Genomic DNA, 1,642 nt, shown 5'->3' with positions numbered 1-1,642 from the left:
AAAGACAGATTGATCAGTGTGCGGGTTTGGGCGGAAAATCGGAAGAAATGTTGAAGCAGGGGCGGTTACACGCCCAATTGCATCTGGATAAAGCACTGAAGGTTTTGTGTAGTGGACAGCCAATTGAGGAGCCGGTAGATGAACCGGCCACTGAGATAATCACCAAACTAGAAAGCGAACGCGATAGTTTATTCAATGAGATCCAGCAACTCAAGAGCCAACTCCAAACCAATTTGGAGACAAGAGCGCCGGGGGATGTAACAGGGCCGGTGGATCATTTACAAGAACCGGCCACCGAGATAATCACCAAACTGGAAAGCGAGCGCAATAATTTACTTGAAGAAATTAATTCACTTCGTGTCCGACTACAAACAAACTCAATCAGTAAACCCAGCATTACTGATTACCAATTTGAGCCGGTGACTAAGGTAGAGGATTTTAAAGTTGGTGATTGCATTCGTATCTCCGCTCCAGATGAGGGCATACAATTTGGTGATATTGTGGTAGAAATTACCGGGCTCGGTGAAATTAAAACTCAATGGTTTGGGATGTTAGGCAACAGTGATTTTAAATTAGGCTGGAAATTTGATAAAGTCCTTCATCCTCTCCAACATTTAACCGTCCTTCCACCACCACAACCAATAAGTGAAGAGTGGAAAAAGTTGGATGGGCCACTGTATGAAATTATGGAAATGGTTAGTGCTCGCGGTGGTGTCAGATTAGAGCCAATCAAAGGCTGCAAAATCTTACAACACCCAAGATTTGCAGATCATTGGTATCAATTTTTATCACCCACCGGCCTGAAATTATCTAAACCTTCAATTGATGGTGAATGGGTGAAAGAACAGTCCCTCGAAGATTGCGAACTGGATTTCTAAATTCCACGAATAACAATCCCTCGAAGATTGCGAACTGGATTTCTAAATTCCACGAATAACAATCAAACTAACTCTCAGCTTTAGACCCCATCTAAAGCTCAGGTTTCCTATACCCAAAAATTAGAACCATGTCTAACAAGAGCAACATTTTCTATCTGACAGTTGCAGCCGGCAATTATGAATATGCCACCGATATTCTGGCTGACTATATGAGGACTGCCGGTTATACGGCTGCCCTAGATTTAGTCGAAAACATCAAGACCCATACAGCTTTTTCTGTCCGTAGTCAGTACGAGAAAACAATTGGCGCCGGGGTTTTTCTGAAAGCTCAACTTCAATTAAATCCACCAATTCTCCAGAAAATCGCCAATAACGTATTAACTTGTGGTTATCACTTAATTAATGTATTAGGGGATGCCAGGAAAGAACAGCCGACTGTTACTTACACAGTTGGTTTATTCCATACTTTCCATCACCCAGAGATAGTGATGTTTGGTGTACCCAAAGAATTATCTAATGTCGTACTCGATACTTTGATAAAAAGTTGGGTGATTGAGCAGAAGCAGGGTTTCATAGTCGGTGAAACTTACAGAGGTTTAACCAGTAGGCCGGCAGAATTCACAATAATTCCTCAAAACTTAGTAGACAGCCATCTCACCGCTTGTCGGTGGTTTTACTCAAACCGTGAATTCCCAGTATTGGAATGTATCTGGGGAATGAAATCAGCCAAACTGCCAAAGCTTTCCTAAACCATTAATCATTAT

2 protein-coding genes are annotated in these 1,642 nt (G+C 42.0%); both read left to right on the top strand.

What is annotated here, in order from left to right:
- On the top strand, positions 1–878 hold an 878-nt coding region (locus tag NG798_RS27615; protein ID WP_261226927.1), incomplete at its 5' end, for a hypothetical protein.
- Between the two features lie 128 nt (positions 879–1,006).
- Entirely contained in the window at positions 1,007–1,627 is a 621-nt protein-coding gene (locus NG798_RS27610; protein WP_261226926.1) for a DUF4262 domain-containing protein, read from the top strand.
- Positions 1,628–1,642 lie beyond the last annotated feature (15 nt).

Source organism: Ancylothrix sp. D3o (assembly GCF_025370775.1).
In the GTDB taxonomy this organism is placed as follows: Bacteria; Cyanobacteriota; Cyanobacteriia; order Cyanobacteriales; family Oscillatoriaceae; genus Ancylothrix.
The sequence above is the reverse complement of the archived record's forward strand: the minus strand, read 5'-3'. Positions and strand labels throughout refer to the sequence as shown.

Excerpts from the sequence above, each read along its gene's own strand:
- NG798_RS27610 (WP_261226926.1), top strand. The coding sequence starts at position 1,007 with ATGTCTAACAAGAGCAACATTTTCTATCTGACAGTTGCAGCCGGCAAT.